This window comes from Akkermansia massiliensis (assembly GCF_023516715.1).
In the GTDB taxonomy this organism is placed as follows: Bacteria; Verrucomicrobiota; Verrucomicrobiia; order Verrucomicrobiales; family Akkermansiaceae; genus Akkermansia; species Akkermansia massiliensis.
The window spans coordinates 535,784-555,949 of sequence record NZ_JAMGSI010000002.1 but is presented as its reverse complement, the minus strand read 5'-3'; the positions used below and the strand labels follow the sequence as shown (position 1 = coordinate 555,949).

Annotated in this window: 15 protein-coding genes and 2 rRNA genes; 11 read left to right on the top strand and 6 right to left on the bottom strand. The window is 58.6% G+C overall.

The window, feature by feature from the left end:
* The first annotated feature begins 64 nt into the window (after nucleotides 1–64).
* The 5 genes from M8N44_RS10035 to M8N44_RS10015 all read left to right on the top strand — a co-directional run bounded on the left by M8N44_RS10035 (nucleotide 65) and on the right by M8N44_RS10015 (nucleotide 6,478).
* Nucleotides 65–2,900 (top strand): 23S ribosomal RNA (locus tag M8N44_RS10035).
* A gap of 237 nt (nucleotides 2,901–3,137) precedes the next feature.
* A 5S ribosomal RNA gene (rrf, locus tag M8N44_RS10030) occupies nucleotides 3,138–3,253 on the top strand.
* Between the two features lie 322 nt (nucleotides 3,254–3,575).
* Nucleotides 3,576–5,132, top strand: a complete 1,557-nt coding sequence (locus tag M8N44_RS10025) for a sialate O-acetylesterase (protein ID WP_102728525.1) — start codon at nucleotides 3,576–3,578, stop codon at nucleotides 5,130–5,132.
* A 304-nt stretch (nucleotides 5,133–5,436) separates the two neighbouring features.
* Complete coding sequence (gene nrdR, locus M8N44_RS10020; protein ID WP_012419886.1) at nucleotides 5,437–5,928, top strand: transcriptional regulator NrdR; 492 nt, start codon at nucleotides 5,437–5,439, stop codon at nucleotides 5,926–5,928.
* Nucleotides 5,929–5,950: 22 nt separating this feature from the next.
* The gene (locus tag M8N44_RS10015) at nucleotides 5,951–6,478 is read left to right on the top strand and encodes a hypothetical protein (protein ID WP_022395913.1); all 528 of its coding nucleotides are present in this window, start codon (nucleotides 5,951–5,953) and stop codon (nucleotides 6,476–6,478) included.
* Between the two features lie 9 nt (nucleotides 6,479–6,487).
* Here the strand turns inward: M8N44_RS10015 and M8N44_RS10010 are convergent, their stop codons facing one another.
* On the bottom strand, nucleotides 6,488–7,342 hold the full coding sequence (locus tag M8N44_RS10010; protein ID WP_180973663.1) for a nitroreductase family protein: 855 nt from the start codon (nucleotides 7,340–7,342) through the stop codon (nucleotides 6,488–6,490).
* A gap of 99 nt (nucleotides 7,343–7,441) precedes the next feature.
* Between M8N44_RS10010 and M8N44_RS10005 the strand changes: the two genes are divergently transcribed.
* Complete coding sequence (locus tag M8N44_RS10005; protein ID WP_022395915.1) at nucleotides 7,442–7,774, top strand: winged helix-turn-helix transcriptional regulator; 333 nt, start codon at nucleotides 7,442–7,444, stop codon at nucleotides 7,772–7,774.
* Nucleotides 7,775–7,780: 6 nt separating this feature from the next.
* On the opposite strand, the gene M8N44_RS10000 is transcribed toward M8N44_RS10005, so the two are convergent.
* Both M8N44_RS10000 and argH read right to left on the bottom strand, forming a co-directional pair.
* On the bottom strand, nucleotides 7,781–9,460 hold the full coding sequence (locus M8N44_RS10000) for a SulP family inorganic anion transporter (RefSeq protein ID WP_102728572.1): 1,680 nt from the start codon (nucleotides 9,458–9,460) through the stop codon (nucleotides 7,781–7,783).
* 135 nt (nucleotides 9,461–9,595) lie between these two features.
* The gene (gene argH, locus M8N44_RS09995; protein ID WP_180975203.1) at nucleotides 9,596–10,963 is read right to left on the bottom strand and encodes an argininosuccinate lyase; all 1,368 of its coding nucleotides are present in this window, start codon (nucleotides 10,961–10,963) and stop codon (nucleotides 9,596–9,598) included.
* Nucleotides 10,964–11,155: 192 nt separating this feature from the next.
* Here argH and M8N44_RS09990 point away from each other — a divergent pair, with 192 nt between their 5' ends.
* A complete protein-coding gene (locus M8N44_RS09990; protein ID WP_180971641.1) occupies nucleotides 11,156–11,845 on the top strand; it encodes an SWIM zinc finger family protein in 690 nt (229 codons plus the stop codon).
* Nucleotides 11,846–11,862: 17 nt separating this feature from the next.
* On the opposite strand, the gene M8N44_RS09985 is transcribed toward M8N44_RS09990, so the two are convergent.
* The 3 genes from M8N44_RS09985 to M8N44_RS09975 all read right to left on the bottom strand — a co-directional run bounded on the left by M8N44_RS09985 (nucleotide 11,863) and on the right by M8N44_RS09975 (nucleotide 15,783).
* Nucleotides 11,863–13,350, bottom strand: coding sequence for a hypothetical protein (locus M8N44_RS09985; protein ID WP_102728528.1), 1,488 nt, complete (start codon nucleotides 13,348–13,350; stop codon nucleotides 11,863–11,865).
* Between the two features lie 169 nt (nucleotides 13,351–13,519).
* On the bottom strand, nucleotides 13,520–14,809 hold the full coding sequence (gene eno, locus M8N44_RS09980) for a phosphopyruvate hydratase (protein ID WP_180971640.1): 1,290 nt from the start codon (nucleotides 14,807–14,809) through the stop codon (nucleotides 13,520–13,522).
* 140 nt (nucleotides 14,810–14,949) lie between these two features.
* Nucleotides 14,950–15,783, bottom strand: coding sequence for a deoxyribonuclease IV (locus M8N44_RS09975; RefSeq protein ID WP_102728573.1), 834 nt, complete (start codon nucleotides 15,781–15,783; stop codon nucleotides 14,950–14,952).
* Nucleotides 15,784–15,952: 169 nt separating this feature from the next.
* Between M8N44_RS09975 and M8N44_RS09970 the strand changes: the two genes are divergently transcribed.
* From M8N44_RS09970 to M8N44_RS09955, 4 genes are all read left to right on the top strand, one after another.
* Nucleotides 15,953–16,279 (top strand): ArsR/SmtB family transcription factor, encoded by a 327-nt coding sequence (locus M8N44_RS09970; protein ID WP_022395984.1) that lies wholly within the window; start codon nucleotides 15,953–15,955, stop codon nucleotides 16,277–16,279.
* 77 nt (nucleotides 16,280–16,356) lie between these two features.
* Nucleotides 16,357–16,872 (top strand): MTH895/ArsE family thioredoxin-like protein, encoded by a 516-nt coding sequence (locus M8N44_RS09965; protein ID WP_215451340.1) that lies wholly within the window; start codon nucleotides 16,357–16,359, stop codon nucleotides 16,870–16,872.
* Nucleotides 16,873–16,889: 17 nt separating this feature from the next.
* On the top strand, nucleotides 16,890–17,864 hold the full coding sequence (locus M8N44_RS09960; RefSeq protein ID WP_102722194.1) for a permease: 975 nt from the start codon (nucleotides 16,890–16,892) through the stop codon (nucleotides 17,862–17,864).
* A 163-nt stretch (nucleotides 17,865–18,027) separates the two neighbouring features.
* Nucleotides 18,028–20,142, top strand: a complete 2,115-nt coding sequence (locus tag M8N44_RS09955) for an alpha-L-fucosidase (RefSeq protein WP_180975204.1) — start codon at nucleotides 18,028–18,030, stop codon at nucleotides 20,140–20,142.
* Nucleotides 20,143–20,166: the final 24 nt, after the last annotated feature.

Sequence of the window (20,166 nt, the reverse complement as noted above, 5' to 3'; positions counted from 1 at the left end):
CAATACAGTAAGTCACGAAAGGGCTTTGTGGTATTGTGGAAGTGGTAAAAAACTTTTGCAATATGATGAAGTAAGTAAGGGCGTACGGTGAATGCCTTGGTGCCAACAGGCGAAGAAGGACGCGGCAAGCTGCGAAAATCCTCGGGAAGCTGCAAGCAAGCGATGATCCGGGGGTATCCGAATGGGGTAACCTGATCGAGGCAATACTCGATCGTTCATACCTGAATACATAGGGTATGAAACGCGAAACCCGCTGAAGTGAAACATCTCAGTAAGCGGAGGAAAAGAAAGAGAAATCGATTCCGTAAGTAGTGGCGAGCGAAAGCGGATGGAGCCCAAACCGAAGGTACTCCTTCGGGGTTGTAGGACCACGAGATATTCGACCATACTGGATAGTAGAACAGCCTGGAAAGGCTGGCCGTAGAAGGTGAAAGCCCTGTAGACGAAATCCAGCGTGGGAATTAGTGGAATCCTGAGTAATACATCACACGTGGAACGATGTATGAATCAGCGCGGACCACCGCGCAAGGCTAAATACTAGTTGGCGACCGATAGTGAACAAGTACCGCGAGGGAAAGGTGAAAAGAACCGCTGTGAGCGGAGTGAAATAGAACCTGAAACCGTATGTCTACAAAGTGTCAGAGCAGAGCAATCTGCGATGGCGTGCCTTTTGTTTAATGAGTCTGCGAGTCAGTGTTTGTGGCAAGACTAAGGGCTTCCGGCCCGGAGTCGCAGCGAAAGCAAGTCCGAATAGGGCGAATTAAGTCGCAGGTACTGGACCCGAAGCGGAGGTGACCTACCCTTGGCCAGGTTGAAGCATGGGTAAAACCATGTGGAGGACCGAACAGGTGAACGTTGAAAAGTTCTCTGATGAGCTGAGGGTAGGAGTGAAAGGCTAATCAAACCCCGTGATAGCTGGTTCTCTTCGAAATGCATTTAGGTGCAGCGTCACGTGCTGATGCGCGGGGGTAGAGCACTGACAAGGCTAGGGGGCACACCCGCTTACCAAACCTTATCAAACTCCGAATACCGTGCAATGGAACGTGGCAGTGAGACAGTGGGGGATAAGCTTCATTGTCGAGAGGGAAACAACCCAGACCAGCAGCTAAGGTGCCTAAATAACGCTCAGTGGAAAGGATGTGGGATTACACAGACAGTGAGGATGTTGGCTTAGAAGCAGCCACCATTTAAAAAATGCGTAATAGCTTACTCATCGAGTGATCCTGCGCCGAAAATGATTGGCGATCAAGCGTTATACCGAAGCTCTGGACTTTACCTTACGGTAGAGTGGTAGAAGAGCGTTGCATGCGCGTTGAAGGGTGATGGCGACTGACCCTGGAGCACATGCAAGTGAGTATGCAGACATGAGTAACGTAAAGCCGGGTGAAATCCCCGGCCGCCGTAAACCCGAGGTTTCCAGGGCAACGTGTTTCGTCCCTGGGTTAGCCGGGACCTAAGCCGAGGCCGAGAGGCGTAGGCGATGGATATCAGGTTAATAATCCTGAGCTCGCGACCCTTAAACTGGGGGGACGCATGAGAAAAGATGACTAGGTTATTGAATTCCGAGTTGAGTCCACGGACTCAGCGCATCATTGGATCGAGTGCCAAGAAAAGCCCCAGCGTATGCTAAGCGACCCGTACCGCAAACCGACACAGGTGGGTGGGTAGAATATACCAAGGCGTAAGAGTGAAACCTGGTTAAGGAACTCGGCAAATTAGCCCCGTAACTTCGGAAGAAGGGGTGCCTGCAGCGATGCAGGCCGCAGAGAAATGGCCCAACCGACTGTTTATCAAAAACACAGCACTCTGCAAAGACGCAAGTCGAAGTATAGGGTGTGACACGTGACCAATGCCGAAAGATTAAGGCAAGGGGTTAGCCGCAAGGCGAAGCTCTGAACCCAAGTCCCGGTGAATGTCGGCCGTAACTATAACGGTCCTAAGGTAGCGAAATTCCTTGTCGGGTAAGTTCCGACCTGCACGAATCGTGAAACGAGTTGGGCACTGTCTCAACCAGGCGCTCAGTGAAATTGTAGTGGCGGTGAAGATGCCGCCTACCCGCAGAAGGACGGAAAGACCCTATAGACCTTAACTGTAAGCTGTCATTGTTTCTTCGGTTTTAATGCTCAGAGTAAGTGGGAGACGCTGAAGACGCCCTTTAGGGGGCGTCGGAGTCATCAATGAGACACCACCCTTTGAAACTGGAGGATCTAACCCTGAGCCGTGAATCCGGCCAGAGGACCGTGTCAGCCGGTCAGTTTTACTGGGGCGGTATCCTCCCAAAGAGTAACGGAGGAGCGCGAAGGTGGGCTCAGCCCGGTTGGCAACCGGGTGTCGAGTGCATGGGCATAAGCCCGCCTAACTGTGAGACCAACAAGTCGAGCAGATGCGAAAGCAGGCCCAAGTGATCCGGCGGTAGAAAGTGGAATTGCCGTCGCTCAACGGATAAAAGGTACCTTAGGGATAACAGGCTGATCACGCCCAAGAGTTCATATCGACGGCGTGGTTTGGCACCTCGATGTCGGCTCGTCGCATCCTGGGGCTGGAGAAGGTCCCAAGGGTCCGGCTGTTCGCCGGTTAAAGCGGCACGCGAGCTGGGTTCAGAACGTCGCGAGACAGTTCGGTCCTCTATCCTCTGTGGGCGTTGGAAAATTGAGGGGTTCAGACCTTAGTACGAGAGGACCGGGTCTGACGCACCACTGGTGCATCGGTTGTACTGTCAAGTGCATGGCCGAGTAGCTAAGTGCGGACGGGATAAGCGCTGAAAGCATCTAAGCGCCAAGCCCATCCCAAGATGAGTTTTCCCTATAGGTTCGTGGAAGACCACCACGTTGATAGGTCGCAGGTGTAAGTGCAGCAATGTATTGAGCCAAGCGATACTAATCACCAATAGACTTCATCATATTACATCACTCCCGTTCGTGAATAACAACTTGCTGTTGTCTTGTTCATTGGATGTATGTTTAAAAGTAACACCACCAGCCACGCAGATGTCAGTTTACGCTGATTCCTTCCCCTCGTAACGAGAGGAAATCTTCTTAGCCACACACACAACAACCCTTAAAAAATCCCCCTCAAAGCCCCCCCAAGGGCTCCCGGGCAGGCAGGATGAAGAAAATGAAAAACTCTTCCCCCTGAAGCCCGGTGGCCAGAGCGCAGTGGTCCCACCCGGTCCCGTTCCGAACCCGGAAGTGAAACGCTGCCGCGCCAATGGTAGTCGGACGATAGGTCCCGCAAGAGTAGGTCGCCGCCGGGATTTTTTTTCATCAGGCCCCGCCAGTTCCTCAACTGGCGGGGCTTGTTCGTTTTCTTGATGGCGCGATCTTGAATCTCCTTCTCTTCCTATACTTTGCTAAAAGGAATATTTGGTACATGCCGCCTGTCCGAGCCGTCGCGCCTTTGCTTCCTCCAAGCTCTTCGGTAAAAAATCAATAAAGCGGCTATGCTGTCCATCGGGAGCATAGAAGAAGAACTGGTCTTTTCCTTTTCCTCCTCCTTCCGGCTCCCATATCCGGCAGTTGACGATTGAAAAGGAAAATTCCGGCAGTTATAGTTGTGTTCCTGCAATTGTAACTCAAATGACCTATCTGCTGTCCTTCCTGTTCCTGTGCCTTGTTTCGGTATGCTCCGCAAAAGAATTGAAGATTTTTTTGCTGACGGGCCAATCCAATTCCCTGGGAGCCGTGAAGGGCAGTCCCGCTTCTCCGGAGTTGTTGAAGAAGTATGAGCCGAAGAATACGCTCTACTGGCATGAGAACTTCGGCCAGAGGGAAGGGGTGTTTCCCGGGGCCTCCACGTCCTGGGAGCAGGTACGGCCCGCCATGCCGCGGTATAACGGCAGTTTGTGCATGGGGCCGGAGTACGGGTTTGCCTTTGCGCTGGAGAAGAACGGATGGTTCAGGGATGCGGACGTGGCGGTCGTGAAGGCTTCCAGGGACGGCGGCGACAATTCCCACTGGCAAAAGAACGGCCAGGCTTACAAGGCGCTGGTGCAGGCCGTCAAAAACGCCTGTGCCGCGGTAGACAAGTCCAAGCACTCCAAAGTGGAGTTTGCCGGGCTGCTGTATTTGCAGGGGGAAAGCAATATCGGCGCTTCCGTGCCGGAGAGCGCTTCCCGTTTTCTGGAGCTTCTGGGCAATCTGGCGGCGGACTTGAAACCGTACGGGGATACGTCCGCCCTGGCCGCACAGAGAGCCGTCATTGGCGAGAATGCCAACTGGGCCGGAAAGAATGAAAGCGATCCGGAGACGGGCAATGTTACCGGCGGCCTGGAAGGGCGCGATACCGAAGTTCAGGGAAAAACGACCCACCAGGTGATGAAGGAGCTGGCCGCCTCCCGTCCGTCCCTGGGCTATGCCCCTACCAGGGACCTTCCCAAGCTGACTGCCGGCGACCAGATGGGGGTGCATTACAACGGCCAGTCCCAGATCAGCATCGGCGCGCGCTTTGCCTATGAAGCCGCCCGTCTGGCCGGGAAGGATGCCGGCTCCGTCCGCAGCGGCCGTTATGAGGCTCCTCTCGGTTCTCCGGATGCCTGGATGAATCGGAAAATGCCGGGGAAAAACGTAGGCGTGTGGAACTTGGCTTCTTCCGTAAAACCCAGCATTGTATCGGGCGTGGTGAAGCTGTTCGGCATCCGTGTGGAGGACCCCGCCGTTAATACCGTGATTATTCAGAGCAAAGGAGGGGGCTCCGGCGACCGTTTGGCGCTTGGGCCGGGAGGCATCCGTCTGGCGGAGGGGAAAAATTTGCAGTTGGAGACAAATGTACAGCTTGCGGGTCGTCAGGCCTGGAATATTCCGGGAGGCTCCACCGTGGAACTCAAGCCCTCGCCGGTCCAGGACAAAGCCCACCCCGTCCGCTTGTCCGGACAGGCGGAAGTGCAGGTGGTTCGTGCGGAAGGCGGAGGGGGAGCGGAGGGAATGGCCCGCGTCGTGTTGGAACGGGTGCTGCCCGCTTCCTTGAAATGTTCCTGGATCTTGTCCGGAAAGGTGGAAATGTCCCTGGAAGGAATGGAGGGGCAGGCCCTGAATCTGGGCAGAGTCCTCGTCAAAGACGGCGCTGTGTTGAATCTGAATGGCGCTAGGCTGGCTGCGGGCAGTATCGTCAATCAAGGCGGAACGGTGAACCCGTAACGGACGGCCATGAACGACCCTGGCGCGGACCGGAATCCGTTCAGGGCTTTTCCAGTTTTTATTCCGGTGGGAGGAGAGCATAAAAAATGTGTCTTCACACCCGGAGTACATGGAAGCCTGCCTGCCTCTTATTCACAATTCCGGCATTTCCGTCAACCCGTGCGGAAACGCGGACGGGAGTATTTTTGTCCCCGGCTTATTCACAGGAAGTCTTGGTTGGGAGATGCTGGCCATTAAGGCCTCTGTACTATATTTGGCGTACTTTTTCCTTTATGGATGCGTTATGTAGTAGTATGGTCGTGCCATGAGATGCGTTCAGTGCGGTCATTTGGAGGATAAGGTCATTGACTCCCGTATGTCCAAGGACGGGACGACCATCCGCCGCCGCCGCGTGTGCCTGAGGTGCGATTACCGTTACACGACCTATGAGCAGATTGAACGTACGGAGCTGCGCGTTGTAAAAAGAGACAACCTGCGGGAGGCCCTGAACCGCGAGAAGATTTTGCGCGGCTTGGTGAAGGCCTGTGAAAAGAGGCCCGTGAGCATGGACCGCTTGGACCGCGCCGTGGAAGAAATTATTTCCGAATTGCACCGCGACCATTTGCGCGAAGTTCCCTCCAGCGAGATCGGCAAGAAAGTGATTGAAAAACTTTACGCCATCGATCCCGTCGCCTACATCCGCTACGTGTCCGTGTACCGCCAGTTTTCCAATGTGGAGGAGTTCATCCAGGAGATCACGCAGATGCGCCACCAGACGCTGATTGATCCTCTCCAGCGCAAGCTTCCCATCCTTTAAATTTTCCCCTTTTCCCTGTTCCATGATCGGCTTCCGAAACAACAGACCGCTGCTCAAGCTTGGTGATTGCCTGATCACCGAGTACGGGGAACAGTGGCTGGCGGATGCCCTGGAACATGCCGCCCGGCGCGCCGGAACCACCCTGCCGTTCAAGGATGACCTGCTGGCCTCTGTGCGCTATTATCTGGAGCATGAGTGCGACCTGTCCGTCATGCAGGTGTCCGAGCTGTATGAACGCCTGCGCCGCATGCTTACGGAGGTAGGCCTGGCGCACCTGGCAAGGGAGCTGAAGGAGGAAACGCCCCCCATGACGGTCAGCGTGGCGGAGATTGCCCGCAGCGTGCCGTTCTGGCTGTTTTTTGCCTGTGAGCTGAAAAAGCAGGTGGAAGAATTGCAGGTGCACGGCATTACCAAATACTGTTTTACCGGGAGAAAGGAATGCGTGATGGCGCTCCAGGGCAGGAAGCGGTGGGACCGTTCCTGCCAGACCCTGCTGGAAGACCTGGATTTCCTCCTTTCCCGCTATGAGGAGCAGGAAGCGGACCGTTGACGGGGAAGCTTACCGGAACCTGATTTTACGGCGCTTCCGTTCCGGCATGCGTTTGAGCTGTACGGTGGGCGTCCCCAGCACAAGGGCCTGATGGACCGCGTGGCCTTTCGGCAAATCCAGGGCGCGGAGAAGCGGCTTGTACTTGAAAACCCTGCATCCCAGGACCAGGCCGCCCATGTAGCAGCTCCCCAGCCCCAGCGCGGTCAGGGCCATCATGATATTATGGGAGAGGACCGTAGCGTCTTCCCGCGCGGTTTGTGACGCCGGGCCGGTCAGCAGGAGCAGGGCCGGGGCGCCGTACAGTACGGGGTCTTCCCCCCGTTCCTCCGCCTGCCTGCGCAGGGGTTGCGTAGCGGTTTCAGAGATGACGGCGTGGTAATCCTGCGGGGAGAGGGCTAGCCGGGCGGCCAGGCGGGTGACGGGGAAGGCGGCCAGCCTTTCCAGCTTGTCGTACATGCGGAGCAGGGCCTTTCTGATGCCGGAGAGGGTATCCGGGTCTTCCACCGCCGTCAGGCGGATGCTCTGGGCGTTCAGGCCGGACTGGGAGTATTCCGCCGCGCGGCGCAGGACGTTCCACGTTTCCCGGCTGACGGGGTCCGGTTTGAAGTGCCGCACGCTCCTGGTTTTCATCAGCAGGTTCAGCACTTCCGCTTCGCCCGGAACGGGGCCTATGGGTTCCGTGCTTTTTACTCCGGAGTGGGTAATGGCCTGCCGCGGGCAGACGGCTACGCAATGGCCGCAGCCGATGCAGTATTGTTCCGCAGCTCCTTCCAGGGAATCGAAGCCGCAGAAGCGGGTCAGGAAGCAGGCTTTTTCACATAAATGGCAGTGGATGCACTTGTCTTGGTCGATGGTCAGTTTCATGGCTGTGTGGATTGGAATTCCCGCCAGCATAGGGAGACAGGGAGTTTTTGACAAGTAGGCACTATTTTGTAATATAGTGTCAAAAAAGATACTGTAACGATGAAAAAGCCTTCATCCTCCTACCGTTGCCCCTGCGGCGTCACGCTTTCCCTGATCGGCGGGAAGTACAAGATTGTCATCCTCTGGCATCTTTACCAGAAGGCTCCCGTGAGGTTTAACGAGCTGCACCGCCTGATCCCGGAGGCCACCACCAAGATGTTCACCCAGCAGCTCCGGGAACTGGAGGCGGACGGATTAGTGGAACGCAAGGCGTACCCCGTCATTCCGCCCAGGGTGGAGTATTCCCTGACGGCCTTCGGCAGGAGCGTGCTGCCCGTACTGGAAGCCATGAATGAATGGGGCGCGGCCTACCTGGCCGCACGGGGGGAGTAGCCGCCGTTACAGGTGTTTTGGCGCGGGACCGTTGATGATCTTGCGGGCGCGGTTCAGGGCGGCGTCAATATTCTCGCAGATGTTGTAGCGTTTCAGCTCCCGGTAAAAGGGCGCGTGGCGGATGACGTCCAGAGGTTGCGGCTGCACGCCGCAGACCAGCAGGGTGGAGCCGTGCTCCCGGCACTGATGGCAGAAGTCGGAAAGAACATTCAGTCCGGTGGCGTCCAGCGCGGGAACCAGGCGCATGCGCAGAATGACTACCTTGGTATCGTGCTCCAGCGTTTCCAGCACCTGGTCCTTGAACTGTTCCACGGCGCCGAAAAAGAAGGGGCCCTTCACGTCAAAAACTTCCACGCCTTCCGGAATGCTGAGTTTGGCCGTAGAACGGTCTTCGTCGTCTTCCTCGTCGTTGTCCAGCAGCTCGTTTTTAATGGCGGAAACGTCGCTGATCTGGGCCATGCGGCCCATGAAGAGCAGGGCGGCGAGCACCACACCCACCTCCACGGCCACGACCAGGTCCACAAAGACGGTCAGCAGGAAGGTGATTACCAGCACCGCCGCATCCTGCCGCGGCCCTTTCAGCAGGCGGCTGAACGTGTGCATTTCGCTCATGTTGTAGCACACCACCGTCAGGATGCCCGCCAGCACGGCCAGGGGAATCTGCTGCGCGTACTGGGCAAAGGCCATCAGGATGGCAAGAAGGGTCACCGCGTGAATCATGCCGGAAACCGGGCTTTTGGCCCCCGCCTTGATGTTGGTAGCGGTGCGGGCGATGGCCCCGGTGGCCGGAATGCCGCCGAACAGGGCGGACCCGATGTTGCCGATTCCCTGGGCAATGAGTTCCATATTGGGTTTGTGGCGTCCTCCCGTCATGCCGTCCGCCACGGAGGCGCTCAGCAGGGATTCAATCGCCGCCAGCAGGGCGATGGTGAAGGCCGGAGCCGTCAGCGCTCCCAGGTTGTGCCATTCAATGTGGGGCAGTGAAGGGAGGGGAAGCGTGTTCGGAAGGCTGCCGAAGGCCTGCCCGATGGTGGTTACGGGCAGGGAGAAGGCTACGGAAACGGCGGTCATGCCCAGCATGCCCACCAGCATGGCCGGCACCCTGGGCCAGAAGCGGCGGCTCAGCAGGGTGATGGCGACGGTGCCGACGGCCAGCGCCAGCGCCGCCCAGTTGATGGTGTGGAAGTAGTTGAAGTAGCACGCCCATTTTTCAATGAAGTCGCCGGGGATTTTTTCCGTGATGGTGAGGCCGAAGATGTCCTTGATCTGCGTGGAGAAAATCACCACGGCAATGCCGGAGGTAAATCCCGTGGTGACGGGGAATGGAATGAAGCGGATAAGCGCCCCCATGCGGCAGAAGCCCAGGATAATGAGAAAGAGGCCCGCCATCAGCGTGCAGACCAGCAGTCCGGACGCGTGGTACTGTTCCAGCACGCCCATGATGATGATGACGAAGGCGCCGGTGGGGCCGCCTATCTGGTACTTGCTTCCGCTGAACAGGGAAATGAGGAAGCCGGCCACGATGGCGGTGATGAGGCCCTGGGTGGGAGAGAGCCCGCATGCAATCGCAAAGGCCATCGCCAGCGGAATGGCCACTACGCCGACGGTGAGCCCCGCGAAGAGGTCCGCCAGAAAGGTTTGCTTGGTATAGGTCTTGAGAGAGGAAAGGAGAGCAGGTCTGAACATGGCTGCCGGGATGTTGGCCGGCTGCGGTGGAATGCCGCCGCCGGAGGGGTGTAAAACGTCCCCTTCCTGCACCCGGAGGCGCGCCGCGGAGACGGACGGCAGGTTCCCCGTTCCGTCCGCTCCCCGCAGGCAGTGTTATTTGGAAAGAATGTCTTCCCAGTAGGCGATGCGGCGGCGGGTGTTCCCGGAATTGGGAGCCCCCGGGTTGGTACGCTGGGCGAAGGCTTTTGTCAATTCAAATACGTCGCGCGCGTCCGTTCCGTACGCGTCTGAAATGGAGGCGAACTGTTCGTCGCTCAACTGGTTGAGGGGCGTACCCGTGGAAATGCTCATGGCGACGGCTTTTCCAACCAGTTCGTGAGCCTTCCGGAAGGGAACGCCGCGGCGAACCAGGTAGTCCGCCAGGTCCGTAGCCAGCAGCATGGGATCGGAAGCCGCTTCCAGGGCTCGGGCCGTGTTGACCGTCATGGCGGCCATCATCTCCGCGTTGACGTCCAGGGCCAGCTTGATCGTGTCAATGGAATCGAAGAGGGGTTCCTTGTCTTCCTGGAGATCGCGGTTGTAGGTCAGGGGCAGCCCCTTGACGGCCACCATCACGGCGGTAAGGTTGCCGTACAGGCGTCCCGTCTTGCCGCGGGTCAGTTCCGCCACGTCCGGATTCTTTTTCTGGGGCATCAGGGAGGAGCCCGTCGTATGGGCGTCAGAAAGGGTGGCAAAGCCGAATTCCGCCGTGCACCACAGGATGACGTCCTCGCTCATGCGGGAAAGGTGCGCGCCGATCACGGCCAGGTCAAAGAGGGTTTCCATGATGTAATCCCGGTCCGCAATCGCATCCATGGAATTCTCCGTTACGGCGTCAAAGCCCAGTTCCGCGGCAATTCCGTGGCGGTCCAGGCAGATGGTGGAACCGGCGATGGCTCCGGAACCCAGCGGGGAAACGTTCAGGCGCCTGCGGCAGTCCGTGAGGCGGTCTGCGTCCCGGTTCAGCATTTCCACGTAAGCCAGCAAATGGTGGCCCATCGTGACGGGCTGGGCGCGCTGCAGGTGGGTGTACCCCGGCATCATGGCGTCCGCGTATTCCTTCGCCTTCATAACCAGGGCCCGTTGGAGGTGGCGCACTTTTTCCAGGATTTCATCAATCTCCGCGCGGCAGTAAAGCCGCGTATCCGTGGCCACCTGGTCGTTGCGGGAGCGTGCCGTATGCAGCTTGGCTCCCGGCGCGCCGATGCGGCGGGTCAGCTCGCTTTCAATGTTCATGTGCACGTCTTCCAGCTCACGGCTCCAGGTGAAGCTGCCTGCCTCTATGTCCTTCAGGATATCCTTCAGGCCGGATTCAATGGCGCTGAATTCCTCCTGCGAAAGCAGCCCTGCCTTGAGCTGTGCCCGCGCATGGGCGATGGATCCGGCAATGTCCTGGCGGAAGAGCCTCCAGTCATAGGAGACGGATTCGCCGTAGCGTTGTACCAGATCAGCGGTGGGTTTAGAAAATCTGCCTTTCCACATGACCCACATGTTGTGCCCCAGGAGCTTCCGTTTTAAAAGCCTGAAATGGGTAATGGAGGCAGATTCCGCGGAACGGGAGAAAATCCGTGTGCCTGGAAAACCGGAATGAGGCCGGAAGAAAAAGGGAAACGGCGCATGGCTGCCTTTTGCCTGTGGCAAGAGGGCCGCATATGTTACTATGGCTCCGTGTGCATGGATGATGAAAAGCCCCTGAAACGGGCGGATTTGCGGAAACGCGCGGAGGAGAAGGCGGCGGAACTGGCCGCGGAGGGGATGGAGCTGCATCCCGTGACGGCTTCCGGGCGAAATCTGGCGAAAAAGTTCTGGGGAAAGGAATGGATGAAGAGCCTGGCCGCGTGCGAGGTGTACGGCATGCGGCTGGCCCCCGGGCGTACTTATTTGCGCTATGGCTGCGTTCTGGACGTGAAAGCGGCTCCCGGCCGCATTGACGCGCTGGTGATGGGGGAGCATTTGTATGAGGTCCGCGTGCATGCCGCCCCTCCGGATGAAGAGGCGCTTGCCCGGTTGCGTGCGCGGTGCGCCGGGCATATCGGTTCCTGGATTGACTTGCTGAAGGGGAACCTTTCCCCGGAGCTGCTGGAAATCCTGTGCGATCCGGAGGGCGGCCTGTTCCCTGCGCCGGAAGAGTGGCGTTTTTCCTGTTCCTGCCCGGACTGGGCGGATTTGTGCAAGCATGCGTCCGCGGTCCTGTACGCCTTCGGCGTGATGCTGGACGAACAGCCGGAACTGCTGTTCACCCTGCGCGGAATGGACGCCTCCGTCCTGATTCCGAAGGCTCCGGAAGCCGTTCCCGGAGGAGAAGACGCGCTGGACAAGGATGCCGGGTCCCTGTCGGACATGTTCGGCATCAGGCTGGATTGATTCCCGCCGCCGTGACGTTATGGCCTTGTTCCGGTCTTGAACAGCCAGGCGGGGAGGGGATGGTCGTCCTTTTTGACGAATTGGCGGCAGACGGGGTCTTTCCGGCGGTCAAGCATGCCGCCGTGCGCCGTCAGCTGATGCTCCTGCATAGTGCTCGCCCGGGTGGAGAACGTACCCGCTTTTTCCATCATGCATTGCAGGGACGGAAGGGCCGTGCAGGCCAGGTAAAGAATCAGGAGTGTCCGGTATTTCGTGCCCCCCTGGCGGAAGGCATGGAGAAAGAGCAGGGAGAGGAAGGGATAGAGGACCGCCGGGGCTTTAAAGAGAAGTTCATTATTCATGATGCCCGTGCGGAAAAAGAGGCTGCCTGCCATTATCCCCAGCGTGATGTAGTACAGCGGATTCCTCCGGCATGCTTGGAAGAGCAGCGCACCCGGCAGCAGAACGCCCAGGGCCAGAGCCAGCAGGAAACTGGCGTATTTGACGGAGCCGGGATAGAGCAGCAGCCGCTGCTGGCCGTAGTGGTAGATTTCCGCATACTTCCCGGCAAAAAGGCAGGAAAATTGCCCCCCACCGTCCAGATGGGCATAAAAGACGGCCATGACCGCCGCGCACAGGGCGGCAACCCAGAAAGCCGGCTGGAGCAGGAGGGACCGGAGCCGGGAAGGAGGAGCCTGCTCCGTTGGGCGGCAGAACAGGGTTTCATACACTATGTACGGAAGGAGCAGAAGAGCGCCCAGCGGGGAGGACGGCAGCAGCAATGCCCCCATGAAATAATATCCCGCGGCAGGCAGGGAGCGGGTCAGAATAAGCACGGCGCACAACAGCGCCGGAACGGCATGGTTGAACGTGTTGAAGAGTTGGGCGGGCATGCCGATGAACAGCACCATCTGGGCATTGTATTCCGCGAACAGGGAGGGGAGGGGCATTCCCAGGCAGTCCAGCGCCGCTGCCGGAGATCCCAGGCAGAAGAGAACCAGCGCCCACCAGGCCGTTTGCCGGACGCCCCAGCGGGAGGCAGCCGCCAGCAGCGCCAGTTCCAGCCCCAGGAAGGTCCACAGGGCCAGCAGCCAGGGAGCCCATGCATCCGGACAGCAGGAGGCGGCCAGCGCAGGAGGCAGCCAATGGCCCAGATAGTAGATGAAGTGGCGCCCGTCCGACATGACGAGGGGCCAGGAGCCTGCCGCAAGCTGTTCGTAAACGGCGTTGCGGACTGCAAAGTCCGCGTGCTGCTGGCAGTGGCCCGTGAAGCCGCACAGCAGCACCAGCAGCAGGCAGAAGGCGGACAGAAAGCCCAGCACGGCCAGTCCGCGGGCTTTCAGAGGAAGCCGTTGTTCCGGAAGATTCCGGGTGCAGGCGTACAATCCATACGCCAGTGCGGCGCAAAGCGGAACGGAGAAGGCGGGATGCAGCCATCCCCACAGGAAGAGGCCCAGAGGAAGCGCCAGGTACGCCAGTGCCGCGCACAGCAGGGGGCGTGTGGGCAGGGAAAGGCTGGGAGACATGGCGCGGAACGGAGATGGGGCTTTTTGGCAATGCGGAATCCGAAAGCCCAGCATTGCATATTTTGTCCCAAAGAAAAGGATGCAATTACCCCGGAGAATGAAAAATCCCCGCGCCGCCTCACGACGACCGGGGATTTGGGTTGCTTTATACCAGTTCCGGCAAAAGAGGTCAGAACAGGCCGAATCCGTTGCCGTAGCGGGCGGATTCCCCCAGTTCCTCCTCAATCCGGAGAAGGCGGTTGTATTTGGCCATGCGGTCGGAACGGCTCAGGGAGCCGGTCTTGATCTGGCCGGCGTTGGTCCCCACGGCGATGTCCGCGATGGTGGCGTCTTCCGTTTCCCCGGAGCGGTGGGAAATAACGGCGGTGTAGCGGTTGCCCATGGCCAGCTCCACGGCATCCAGCGTCTCCGTCAGGGAGCCGATCTGGTTTACCTTCACCAGAATGGAGTTGCCCACGCCCAGATGAATGCCTTTTCTGAGGAATTCAACGTTGGTGACGAAGAGGTCGTCCCCGACGAGCTGGGTGCTTTTGCCCAGTTTTTCCGTCAGGATTTTCCAGCCGTCCCAGTCGTTTTCCGCACAGCCGTCCTCAATGGAGACGATGGGGTATTTCTTCTTCAGTTCCACGTAGTAATCCGTCAGTTCCGCGGCGGTTCTGCGGCTGCCGTCGGACTTCTTGAAAACGTACAGTCCGGATTCCGGATCGTAGAATTCGGAGGAAGCCACGTCCAGGGCAATGGAAATATCCTCCCCGAACCGGTAGCCGGCCTTGTCCACGGCCTGGGCGATGCAGTCCAGCGCGTCTTCCGCGGAGTTCAGCCTGGGGGCGAAGCCGCCTTCATCACCCACGGCGGTGGAAAGGCCGCGGCTGTGCAGGACGGATTTCAGGGCATGGAAGACTTCCGCGCCATAGCGCAGGGCTTCCCGGAAAGTAGGCGCGCCGGACGGAACGATCATGAATTCCTGGAAGTCGATGGGCGCGTCGGAGTGGGCGCCCCCATTGATGATGTTCATCATGGGGACGGGCAGAACCTTGGCGTTCGGACCGCCCAGGTAGCGGTACAGGGGCTGTTGCAGCTGGGCCGCCGCCGCCTTGGCAAGCGCCAGGGAAACGCCCAGAATGGCGTTGGCTCCCAGTTTGGCCTTGTTGAAGGTGCCGTCCAGGGAGCTCATGAGGGCGTCCGCCGTGGTTTGTTCCGTCGCTTCCAGGCCGATCAGGGCCGGGGCGATGACGTTGCGGATATTGTCCACAGCTTTGGTGACGCCTTTGCCCTGGTAGCGGGCCGTGTCGCCGTCCCTGAGTTCCCAGGCTTCATGTTCCCCGGTGGAAGCTCCGCTGGGGACGCCCGCCGTGCCTGTGGCTCCGCCTTCCAGATAAACGTCCGCCTCAATGGTGGGGTTGCCGCGTGAATCCAGAATTTCACGCCCTGTTATTTTTGCGATGCGCATTTCTTTCATAAAAGCCGGATGGGTTCTGCCTTGAAAAGCAGATATTGGAATTAGTTTAAACTAATTTACAGGCCTTATGTATCCCGTATCCGGCGCGCATGCAAGCTTTTTCTCCATCACAGGCAACCCGGTTGATCCGGGAATCACGCTCAGCCGCGGTAATGTTCTTTCAGCCAGGCTATTTCCTCGCCGTGCCCGGCGTCGTCCCGGGGCGTTTCCAGGAAAAAGGGCACTTCCCGGAGGGAAGGATGGTTGATGATGTTGATGAAGGCCTGTTCTCCCAGGCTCCCCTTGCCGATGGTTTCATGGTGGTCCTTGAAGGAGGAGAAAGGCGTCATGCTGTCGTTCAGGTGGATGGCGTGCAGGCGTTCCAGGCCCAGCACGGAGTCGAACTGTTCCAGCACGGCGTCCAGGCTGTTGACAATGTCGTACCCGGCGGAATAAACGTGGCAGGTGTCCAGGCAGACGCCCAGCTTTTCTTTCAGGTCCACGCGCTCAATGATGGCGGCCAGTTCTTCAAAGGTCTTGCCGAGCTCGCTTCCCTTGCCGGACATGGTTTCCAGCAGAACGGTGGTTTTTTGGTCCGGAGCAAGCACGCCGTTCAGTTGGTCCGCCACCAGTTCAATGCCTTTTTCCACTCCCTGTCCCACGTGGCTGCCGGGATGGAAGTTGTAAAGGTTGCCCGGCAGATGCTCCATGAGCTCCAGGTCTTCCCTCAGCACCTGGGCCGCAAAGCGGGTGACTTTGGGGTCAGCGGAGCAGGGGTTCAGCGTATAAGGGGCGTGCGCCAGCAGCGTGCTGAAGCCGTTGTCTTCCGCCAGCTTCAGAAAACGGGCAATGTCCGGTTCGTCAATGGCCTTGGCCTTGCTTCCGCGCGGGTTGCGGGAAAAGAACTGGAAGGTGTTGGCGCCGATGGAAAGGGCAACCCTGCCCATGGCTTCGTAACCTTTTGCGGAGGAGAGGTGGCATCCGATGTACAGCATGGCGGTAAAGGTGTGTAAACGAGCATATCGGAAGGGAATTGCCGTGTCCAGCATGGGGGGTGGTTTCAAGCGGCTGCCGCATGGCTCCGTGCCTGCGCGGTGTGCCATGGCCGTGGCGGGAAAACAGATTGACATTTTTACGATTTTAAAAATAATAAATCCATTGCTTATGTCCGATTGCTCCTGCACCTCTTCATCCCGTCCGGTTCACTCCGTCAAGGAGCTGGAACCTCTTGCCGGTGTTTTCAAGGCGCTGGGGCATCCCGTGCGCCTCATGATTGTGGAGATGCTTCTGGATGGAGAACGCTGCGTCTGCGAACTGCAGAAGGATTCCGGACGTGACATGTCTACCGTTTCCAGCCATTTGAACGTGTTGAAGAACAGCCGGATAGTGTCCTGTGAGCAGCGGGGGAAAAATGTGTATTATTCCCTGTGCTGCCCCTGCCTCAGCAGCGTGCTGTCGTGTTTGCAGGAAAGCCCGGCGTTAAAGGGGTAACGGTATTGGTATTCAGTTTGTTCAGTATTTTTTATTCATACATTTTGATATTCTTAAAAATATAAATCAATAATTACATGAAGAGGATAGTAATTTACGGACCGGGGTGCGCCAAATGTACGGCATTGGCGCAGGTGACGGAGCAGGTCATGCGGGAACTCTGTCTGGAACCGCTTCCGGAAAAGGTGACGGATGCCGCGCAACTTGCCGCCGCCGGAGTGCTGGAAACCCCGGCTCTTGAGGTGGACGGCAGGATTCTTGTTTCCGGCACGGTACCCTCCCGGGATGAAATCAGGAGGATGCTCCAAAAAGCGCTTCAAGCGGATTCTCCGGAGAAGGGTTGCTGTAGCGGAAGGCCGGAGGATTCAAGGGCAGTAAAGGGGAATCTTCCCCATCCGGAGGCAGGTTCCTGCGGGTGCGGAGGAGGGGGCTGCTGCGGCAGCGCTTCCTTCAAGCGAAAGGGCGGATGGAAAAGGGCTGCCGTCTGGGCTGCGGCGCTGCTCATTCTGCTGGCGGTGGTTAAGATGATGAATCACCGGGAACGTTCCGGGGGCGGGGAACCTCCCCGCCCGTCTGTTTCCGCAGAGCGGTAGGAGAATTCTTCCCGGTTATGATTCAGGATTTTGCTGACTGGCTGGTTTACGGGGTGTTGGAGTTCACACCCCATACCCGTCTGGGGGAGGCGGTCAACTTCTTCGTGTACGACACGGTGAAGATCCTCTTCCTGCTGTACGCGATCAGTCTTTTCATGGGCGTGGTGAACGCCTATTTCCCGGTGGAACGCATCCGCGTGTTTTTGACGACAAAGAAGCTCTACGGGTTTCAGTATTTTTTCGCCGCCCTGTTCGGGGCGGTCACGCCGTTCTGTTCATGTTCCTCCATTCCCCTGTTTATCGGCTTTGTGAAAGGAGGGATTCCGCTGGGCGTGACGTTTGCCTTCCTGATCACATCGCCTCTGGTGAATGAGGTTGCCATCGCCCTGTTCCTGGGGGCGTTCGGGGTCAAGATCACGGTGATTTATGCGGTCTCCGGCATTTTGCTGGGGATGATGGGAGGGGCTGTGCTGGAGAGGTTCAGGCTGGAACGCTATCTGTCCCCCTGGATACGGGGGCTGCTTGTCCAGTCCGGGGAGGAAAGCGGCGCGTGGGAGCGGAAGGGGACGCCGTTCCGGAAGAGATGGGCCGTCATCATGCATGATGCGTGGGAAATCGTAAAGGGAGTGGCGCTGTATGTGGTGATCGGCATCGCTATGGGAGCGGCGGTGCACGGCTATGTGCCGGAGGGATTTTTTGAAGCGTCCATGAGCCGGGAGCATTGGTGGGCGGTGCCGGTTGCGGTAATTTGCGCGGTTCCGATGTATGCGAATGCGGCGGCGATAGTTCCGGTGATCCAGGTGTTTGTGGCGAAAGGCGTTCCGATCGGCACGGCGATAGCGTTCATGATGGCGACGGTAGGGCTTTCCGTGCCGGAGGCGGCCCTTCTGAAGAAGGTGATGACCTGGAAGCTGATCTGGATTTTCTTCGGAACAGTGACGGCGTTTATCATTCTGTCCGGATACGTGTTCAATATATTGATTGCTCCATAATCCCTGATGGGCGGAAAAGGAAAAAAGCGCAGGCGCCCCGTTTCTCCCGCGATTGCGGGAAACAGGCCATCTTCAGCGGGCGGTACGGCTTTAACTCGTAGAGTTGTCTGAAAGAACGGGATGCCCGGAGCGTACATAGTTCCGAACGTTAGTTATGCATTTGATGAGAAGATTGAATCAATTGGCCCCGGCCCTTCTGGGAACCTGCATGCTGGCCGCCGGGTTGGCGGAAGCGGAAGTGAAGAATGGGGTTCCCCCGTTGAAGCCTGTTCCTTCTCCGGCTCAACTGGCATGGCACGATATGGAGATGTATGCCTTCATCCATTTCACCATCAATACCTTTACCGGGAAGGAATGGGGTTATGGCGACGAGAAGCCGGAGCTGTTCAACCCTTCCGATTTTGATGCGGACGACCTCGTCAAAACGCTGGCGGATGCCGGGTTCAAGGGAGTGGTGCTGACCTGCAAGCACCATGACGGTTTCTGCCTGTGGCCCACGAAGACTACCCAGCACAGCGTGGCGGCCTCCCCGTGGAAGCAGGGGAAGGGCGATGTGGTGAAGGAGATTTCCCGCGCGTGCAAAAAATACGGCGTCAGGTTCGGCATTTACCTGTCGCCCTGGGACCGCAACGCTTCCTCCTACGGCACCCCGGAATATATCAAAATGTACCGCCAGCAGTTGAAGGAGCTGGCGACGGGATACGGTCCCGTTTTCCTGGCGTGGTTTGACGGAGCGAACGGAGGGGACGGCTATTACGGTGGAACGCGGGAGAAGCGCTCCATTGACCGGAGCACGTATTACGACTGGAAGACGACGTGGGGGGAACTGAAGAAACGGCAGCCCGGAGCGGTGATTTTTTCCGACGTGGGGCCGGGCGCCCGCTGGGTGGGGAACGAAAGCGGTTATGCGGGCTATCCCTGCTGGGCCACGTACACCCCCGTTCCGCTGCAAGCCGGGACGGAACCCGCGCCCGGCACCGTGCGCTACCAGTTGGGCACGGAAGGCACCGTGGACGGCAAGTACTGGATTCCCGCGGAAGTGGATGTTTCCATCCGTCCCGGCTGGTTCTGGCATGAGCATGAGAATTCCCGCGTCCGGACGCCGGAGAATCTGCTGAAACTGTACTTTGACAGCGTAGGCAGAGGGGCCAACCTGAATCTGAACGTGCCGCCGGACCGCCGCGGCCGCATTCATGAAGAGGATAAAAAGTCCCTGGCGGGCTTCCGTGCGCTGCTGGATGAACTGTATTCCCGCAACTTCGCTTCCGGAGCGCGCGCGGAGTCTTCCTCCTCATGGAAGGGGCACGGTCCGGAACAGGTTCTGGACCGGAAGCGGGCGACGTACTGGGCGGCCGCTCCGGAAGATAAAGATCCCTCCCTGGTGTTGAAGTTGCCGGAACCTGCGGCGTTTGACGTCATCCGGCTGGCGGAACCCGTCCAGCTGGGGCAGAGGGTGCGCAAGTTCCGCGTGGAGGTGCGTGAAAACGGCCGATGGAGCAAATGGACAGAAGGTTCCAGCATAGGAGCCAGGGTTCTTTTGAAGGGCAGGCCCGTGACGGCGGATGGAGTGCGCGTGGTGCTGGAAGAGTCCCGGGCCGTTCCGGCCTTGTGCGAGGTTTCCCTGTGGAAGCACCCTGTCATCTTGAATGCGCCGGCGGTGAATTACGACCGCGACGGCCGGGTGACCCTGGCATCCGCAGAGGGCGTGGTGACCAGGTACACCACGGACGGAACGGATCCCGGCCCGCAGTCCGCCGTGTACAGGGAGCCTTTCCTTCTCCCTGCCGGGGGGACGGTGAAGGCGGTGGGCGAATACCGCGGCAGAAGGTCTTCCGTAACCGCGCAGATCATCCCCGTCCCCACGAGGGACTGGAAGGTGGCGGCCGGGGAAAGAAGCGCCGCCGCCCCGGAGCTGGCCATTGACGGCAACCCCTCCACCCTCTGGCATACGCATGCCGCCCAGGGGGAAATAGCTCCTCCGCAGGCGCTGGAAATCGACATGGGGCGTCCGGTCAACGTTGCCGCCGTCATCTACACGCCCCGCAAGGATTCCGCAAAGGGGACGGTTGACCGCTACGCCGTCTACCTGAGTGCGGACGGAAACGATTGGGGAGCTCCCGCCGCGGAGGGAGAGTTTTCCAATATCCGCGCCAATCCCGTTCCGCAGCGGATTGACCTGGAGACGCCCGTGAAAGCCCGTTACCTGCGTTTTGTAGGCAAGCGGGTAGTGGAAGGCAGCCATGTTGCCGTTGCTGAGTTGGGAGTATTGGAAAAATAAGCGGTTTCCTTTTTTTATCATCGT